Source organism: Embleya sp. NPDC001921, assembly GCF_053594475.1.
Window position 1 is genome coordinate 157302 of sequence record NZ_JBSFEO010000030.1, and the last position, 6234, is coordinate 163535.

The 6234-nt window shown below is 74.1% G+C and carries 1 protein-coding gene; it reads right to left on the reverse strand.

The genetic code is table 11. The annotated features are described in order from the left end of the window. Window positions 1–20 precede the first annotated feature (20 nt). The coding region (locus ACWCPW_RS31110; protein WP_449764887.1) for an SDR family NAD(P)-dependent oxidoreductase at window positions 21–6234 on the reverse strand (6214 nt) is incomplete at its 5' end.

Genomic DNA, 6234 nt, shown 5'->3' on the forward strand with positions numbered 1-6234 from the left:
CTCCACAGATTTCGACATGGTCAGGACTCGGAGGTGCCGAGGGCCAGATCCAGCAGGGCTTCGGTGTCCATCGCGTCGATGGAGTCCACGTCGGCCGGGCCCGATCGCCCGGTCCCGCCGTGGTCGTCGGAGGTGTGCGTCAAACCTGTCGCCGGTCCGGCGAGCCGCAACAGGGCCTCCAGCAGCCCGGACTCGCGCAGCACGTGCACCGGAATGCCGGCGAGCGCGGTGCGTACCGCCGTGTCGTCCCGGTCGTCGACCGGGCTCGCCGCGGCATCGTCCTCGGCGCCTTGCGGGGCGAGTTCGGCGCGCAGGTAGCCGGCCAGCACGCGCGGTGTCGGGTAGTCGAAGACCAGGCTCGCGGGCAGCCGCAGGCCGGTCATCGCGTTGAGCCGGTTGCGCAGTTCGACCGCGGCCAGCGAATCGAAGCCCAGGTCCCGGAACTCCCGCGAGGCCCGCACGGTTTCCCCGGGCGCCAGGCCCAGCACCGCCGCCGTCTCACCGGTCACCGCCGCGATCACGGCCGGCTCGCGTTGGCCCTCCGGAAGCCGGGACAACCGCTCGGCCAGCGATTCGGACGTGCCGCGCTCCGGGCCGGTGCCGGCGACCCGACGGGCGACCCCGGCGAACGCGGGCACCAGTTCGCGCAGCAGGGCCGGTACGCGGGCCGAGCCCGCCCTGAGCGTGCCGGCGTCCAGCCGCATCGGAACCAGCACCGGTTCCTCCGGCCGGGTGTTCACCGCCGCGTCGAACAGGGCGAGCCCCTCCTCGGCGGACAGCGGAAGCATTCCGCCCCGTGCGGTCCGCCGCAGGTCGGCGGCGGCGAGGTGACCGGTCAGCTCGCTCGCCTCGGCCCACATCCCCCACGCCAGCGACGTGGCGGGCAGGCCCTGTCCGTGCCGGACCTCGGCCAGCGCGTCCAGCGCCGCGTTGGCCGCGGCGTAGTTGCCCTGGCCCGGGGCCCCGAACACCCCGGCGGCGGAGGAGAACAGCACGAACGCGGTCAGTTCCCGGTCCCGGGTGAGTTCGTGCAGGTGCAGCGCGGCGTCCGTCTTGGCCGCGAGCACCGCGTCCACCCGCTCCGGGGTGAGTGCCTCGATCACTCCGTCGTCGAGTACGCCGGCGGCGTGGACGACCGCGGTGATCGGGTGCGCGTCGAGCAGCGCGGCCACCGCGTCCCGGTCGGCCGCGTCGCACGCGACCACGCTCGCCCGCGCGCCCAGTTCGGCCAACTCGGCGACCAGCGCGTCGGCGCCCGGTGCGGCGGCGCCGCGTCGACTGGTCAGCACGAGGTTGCCGACGCCGTGCCGCCGGACCAGGTGCCGGGCGACCAGCCCGCCCAGCGTGCCGGTGCCGCCGGTGATCAGGACGCTCGCTTCCGGGCCCCAGTCGGCCACGGTCGGTTCGGCGGACGCGGCCACCCGGGTCAGCCTCGGTGCGAACAACACGCCCTCGCGCAGGGCGAGTTGGGTTTCCTCTCCGGTCGCGGCGAAGGCCACCGCGCGGGTCGCCTCGCCCGACTCGGGCTGCGCCTCGTCCGGGCCGGGCAGGTCGATCAGCACGAACCTGTCCGGGTGTTCGGACTGCGCGGTGCGCAACAGCCCCAGGGCGGCGGCGTGCGCGACGTCCGTCGGATTCGGGCCGGGGATCGGACCCGGGGTCGTGGCGCCACGGGTCAGCACCACGAGCCGGGTGTCGAGGTAGCGCGCGTCCGCCAGCCACGCGTGCACCAGGGCCAGCGTTCGATGCACGGCGCCGTGCACCGCGTCCGGTGCGAGGTCCGGCGTGTGTGCGAAGGGCACCACGACCGCGTCGGGCACCTCCCGCGTGCCGCCGTCGATCGCGGTCGACAGCGCGGCCAGGTCCGGATGGGCGTCCTCGGCCACCCCGAGCGTGTCCTGGTCGCCCAGCAGGACGATCCGGCCGGGTGCGCTCGGCTCGGCGACACCGGGCGCGTCGATCTCGACCCAGCTCGTCCGGAACAACAGATCGTCGGCCGCCCCGCCCGTCGGAATCGAGCGCGGCACACTCCGCAGCACCAGCGTGTCGACGCTGAGCACCGGTCGGCCCTCGGCGTCGGCGGTGACGATCGAGATGCCGTCCTCGCCGGTCGGCGTCACCGCGACCCGCAGCGCGACCGCCCCGGTCGCCGCCAGACGTACCCCGCTCCACGCGAACGGCACCAGCGGGGAGCCGAGTTCGGCGTCCGAATCACCGGCCAGCGCGGCGGTGTGCAGTGCGGCGTCGAGCAGCGCGGGGTGCAGGGCGTACCCGTCCACCGGGACGTCCTCGGCCAGGGTGATCTCGGCATAGGTCTCCGCGCCGCGCCGCCACGCCTTGCGTACGCCCTGGAAGGCCCGGCCGTAGTCGATGCCGGCGGCGGCGAAGCGGTGGTACAGGTCACCGGTGTCGACCGGTTCCGCACCGGCGGGCGGCCATTCGATCGACTCGTCGGCCTCGCCGGGCACACCCGGTGCGAGCGTGCCGGTGGCGTGCCGGGTCCACACGGTTCTGGTGGCCGCGTCGTCCGCCGACGAGTACACCGCGAGCGGCCGACGGCCGGCCGTGTCCGGGTCGCCGACGGCGACCTGGAGCCGGATCGCGGCGTTTGCCGGGATCGGCAGCGGAGCCTCCAGGGTCAGTTCCTCCAGGAGGCCGCAGCCGACCTCGTCACCGGCCCGAATGGCCAGTTCCACAAAGGCCGTTCCGGGCAGGACGACGGCGCCGAGCACGACGTGATCGGCCAGCCACGGATGCGAGCGCACCGACACGCGTCCGGTGAACACGACACCGGTCGAACCGGCGAGTGCGACCGCGACCCCGAGCAACGGGTGCTCCGCCGACGCCAACCCGACGGCCGACACGTCGCCGGCGGATCCGGCGTCGAGCCAGTAGTGCCGGCGCTGGAACGCGTAGGTGGGCAGATCCACCCGCCGGGCACCGGGGAACCAGGAATCCCAGCCGATGTCGGCGCAGGCGCCGGTGACGTGCAGAACGGCCAGGGCCGCCAACGCGGTCTCCGTCTCGTCCCGGTCCTTGCGCAGCACGGGAACGACCGGCGACACCTCGTCGCCGTTTCCGAGCGCGTCCCCCAGGCCGTCCCGGATCAACGCGGTCAGCGCACCGTCCGGGCCGAGTTCGACGTACCCGCCGACGCCTCGCTCCTCGATCGCGCGTATCGCGTCGTGGAAACGCACCGGCTCCCGCACGTGCCGCACCCAGTAGCCCGGATCGCTCCACTCGCCCACCACGGCGGCACCGGTCACGGTGGACACCGAGGCCAGCTTCGGCTCCGCGAAAGACAGTTCGTCCACGATCCGGCGGAACTCGTCGAGCATCGGGTCCATCAGCGGCGAGTGGAACGCGTGACTGACCCGCAGCCGCCGCACCCGACGGCCCGACGCCTCGAAGTGTTCCGCGATCTCCGCGACCGCCGCCTCGGCACCCGAAACCACCACCGCGTGCGCACCGTTGACCGCGGCGATCCCGACGGGCTCGTCCCGATCCGTCAGCAGCGGCAGCACCTCGGCCTCGGCGGCACCGATCGCCACCATCGTGCCGCCGACCGGCAACGCCTGCATCAACCGGCCACGCGCCACCACCAGACGGCACGCGTCGTGCAACGACAACACCCCGGCCACGTGCGCGGCCGCGATCTCACCCACCGAATGCCCGACCAGCACGTCCGGCCGCACACCCCACGACTCCAACAACCGGTACAGCGCCACCTCGACCGCGAACAACGCCGGCTGTGCGAAGCCCGTCTCGTCCAGGCCGTCCGCCTCGCCGCTCACCACCGCCCGCAACGAGCCCGCGCCCAGCTCCGCTTCGAGCCGGTCGCACACCTCGTCGAACGCCGCCGCGAACACCGGGAAGGCCGCGTACAACCCACGACCCATCCCCACCCGCTGACCACCCTGACCCGCGAACACGAACGCGAGTCCTCTGGTCGGCCCGCCGGCCGTCCCGGTCACCGCGCCCGAAGGCGCACGGCCCTGGGCCAACTCGTCCACGCCGGCCAGCAGCGTGGCCCGGTCCGAGGCCGCCAGCACCGCGCGGAACTCGAACGCGGCCCGGCCCTCGGCCAGCGAGAGCGCCACATCCGCGGGCTCGATCTCCGGGTGCTCGACCAGATGCGCGCCGAGCCGCCCCGCCTGGTCCCGCAGGGCCGTTTCACTGCGAGCGGAGAGCAGCACGGGCAACGGCGCGACAGGCGAAGGCCGTTCGCCGACGACCGGCTCGGCCGGCTCCGGCTGTTCCAGGATCACGTGCGCGTTGGTACCGCTGACCCCGAAGGCGGAGACACCCGCTCGCCGGGGCGCGCCCGTCCTCGGCCACTCCACCTGCTCGGTCAGCAGCGACACCGCCCCCGACGCCCAGTCCACATGCGGCGACGGCTCGGCGATGTGCAACGACTTGGGCAGTACGCCGTGCCGCATCGCCTCGACCATCTTGATCACGCCGCCCACCCCGGCGGCGGCCTGGGTGTGGCCGATGTTGGACTTCAACGAGCCCAGCCACAACGGCCGGTCCTCCGGGCGCCCCCGGCCGTAGGTGGCCAGCAGCGCCTGGGCCTCGATCGGGTCGCCCAGCGAGGTGCCCGTACCGTGCGCCTCCACCGCGTCGATCTCCGCCGTGGACAACCCGGCACCCGCCAGCGCGGCCTGGATGACGCGCTGCTGCGACGGCCCGCTCGGCGCGTTGAGGCCGTTGCTGGCGCCGTCCTGGTTCACCGCCGTGCCGCGCACGAGCGCGAGCACCCGGTGGCCGTTGCGGCGCGCGTCGGAAAGCCGCTCGAGGAGCAGCATGCCCGCGCCCTCGGACCAGCCGGTTCCGTCCGCGGTCGCCGCGAACGCCTTGCACCTGCCGTCCGCCGACAACCCGCGCTGCCGGCTGAACTCGACGAAGACACCCGGCGTGGCCATCACCGTGACCCCGCCCGCCAGCGCCAGCGAGCACTCGCCCCGGCGCAGCGCCTGTCCTGCCAGGTGCAGGGCGACCAGCGAGGACGAGCACGCGGTGTCCACCGTCATCGCGGGGCCTTCCAGCCCGAAGGTGTAGGCCACCCGCCCGGACGCGACGCTGCCGGAACTGCCGTTGCCCAGGTATCCCTCGACACCGCTGGGGATGTCCCGCAGCCGGGCCGCGTAGTCGTGGTACATCACCCCGGCGAACACACCGGTCCGGCTGCCGCGTACGGTCTGCGGGTCGATGCCGGCCCGCTCGAACGCCTCCCAGGTGGTCTCCAGGAGCAGCCGCTGCTGCGGGTCGGTCGCCGCCGCCTCGCGCGGCGAGATGCCGAAGAACTCCGGGTCGAACTCCAGCGCGTCGTGCAGGAATCCGCCCTCGGTGGCGTAGGTCCGCCCGGGCCGGTCGGGGTCCGGGTCGAAGAGGTTCTCCAAGTCCCAGCCTCGGTCCACCGGGAAGCCGGTGATGCCCTCGCGGCCCTCCGCGACCAGTCGCCACAGGTCCTCGGGCGAGGCCACCCCGCCCGGGTAGCGGCAGCTCATTCCGATGATCGCGATCGGCTCGTCGTCGGAGAGGGCGAGGCCGGTGGAGCGCGACGCGCCCGACCCGGTCCGCGCCGTCGCGTCGGCGTTCTCCGCGTCCGTGCCCAGCAGTTCCGTGCGTACGTGCTCGAACAGCGCGGCCGGGGTGGGGTGGTCGAAGACCAGCGTCGCCGAAAGCCGCAGCCCCGTCGCCGCGTTGACCCGGTTTCGCAGTTCCACGGCGGTCAGCGAGTCGAACCCGAGGTCCTTGAAGGCCCGTTCCGGGTCGACGGCCTCGGCGCCGGAGTGCCCGAGCACCGCCGCGACGTGCGCGCGAACCAGGTCCAGTACGGCGCGATCCCGCTCGCCGATGGGCAGCGCGAGCAGCCGGTCCCGCAGCGAACCCTCGCCGCCGGCACCCGATTCGCCGTGCGCGGTACGCCGGGCCGGGGCGCGGAAGAGGCCGCGCAACAACGGGGGCAAGCCTGCGTCCGCCGCCCTGGCCCGGAGCACACGCGAGTCCAACCCGACCGGTACCAGCAGCGGTTCCGTCGTGGCGACGGCCGCGTCGAACAGGGCCAGGCCCAGCTCCGGGGTCAGCGGCACCATGCCGGAGCGGGTGACCCGGCTCAGGTCGGCGGCGTCCAGTTCGTCGGTCATGCCTTCGTTCTGTGCCCACAGGCCCCAGGCGAGCGAGGTGGCCGGCAGCCCCGCCGCACGCCGACGCACCGCCAGCGCGTCCAAC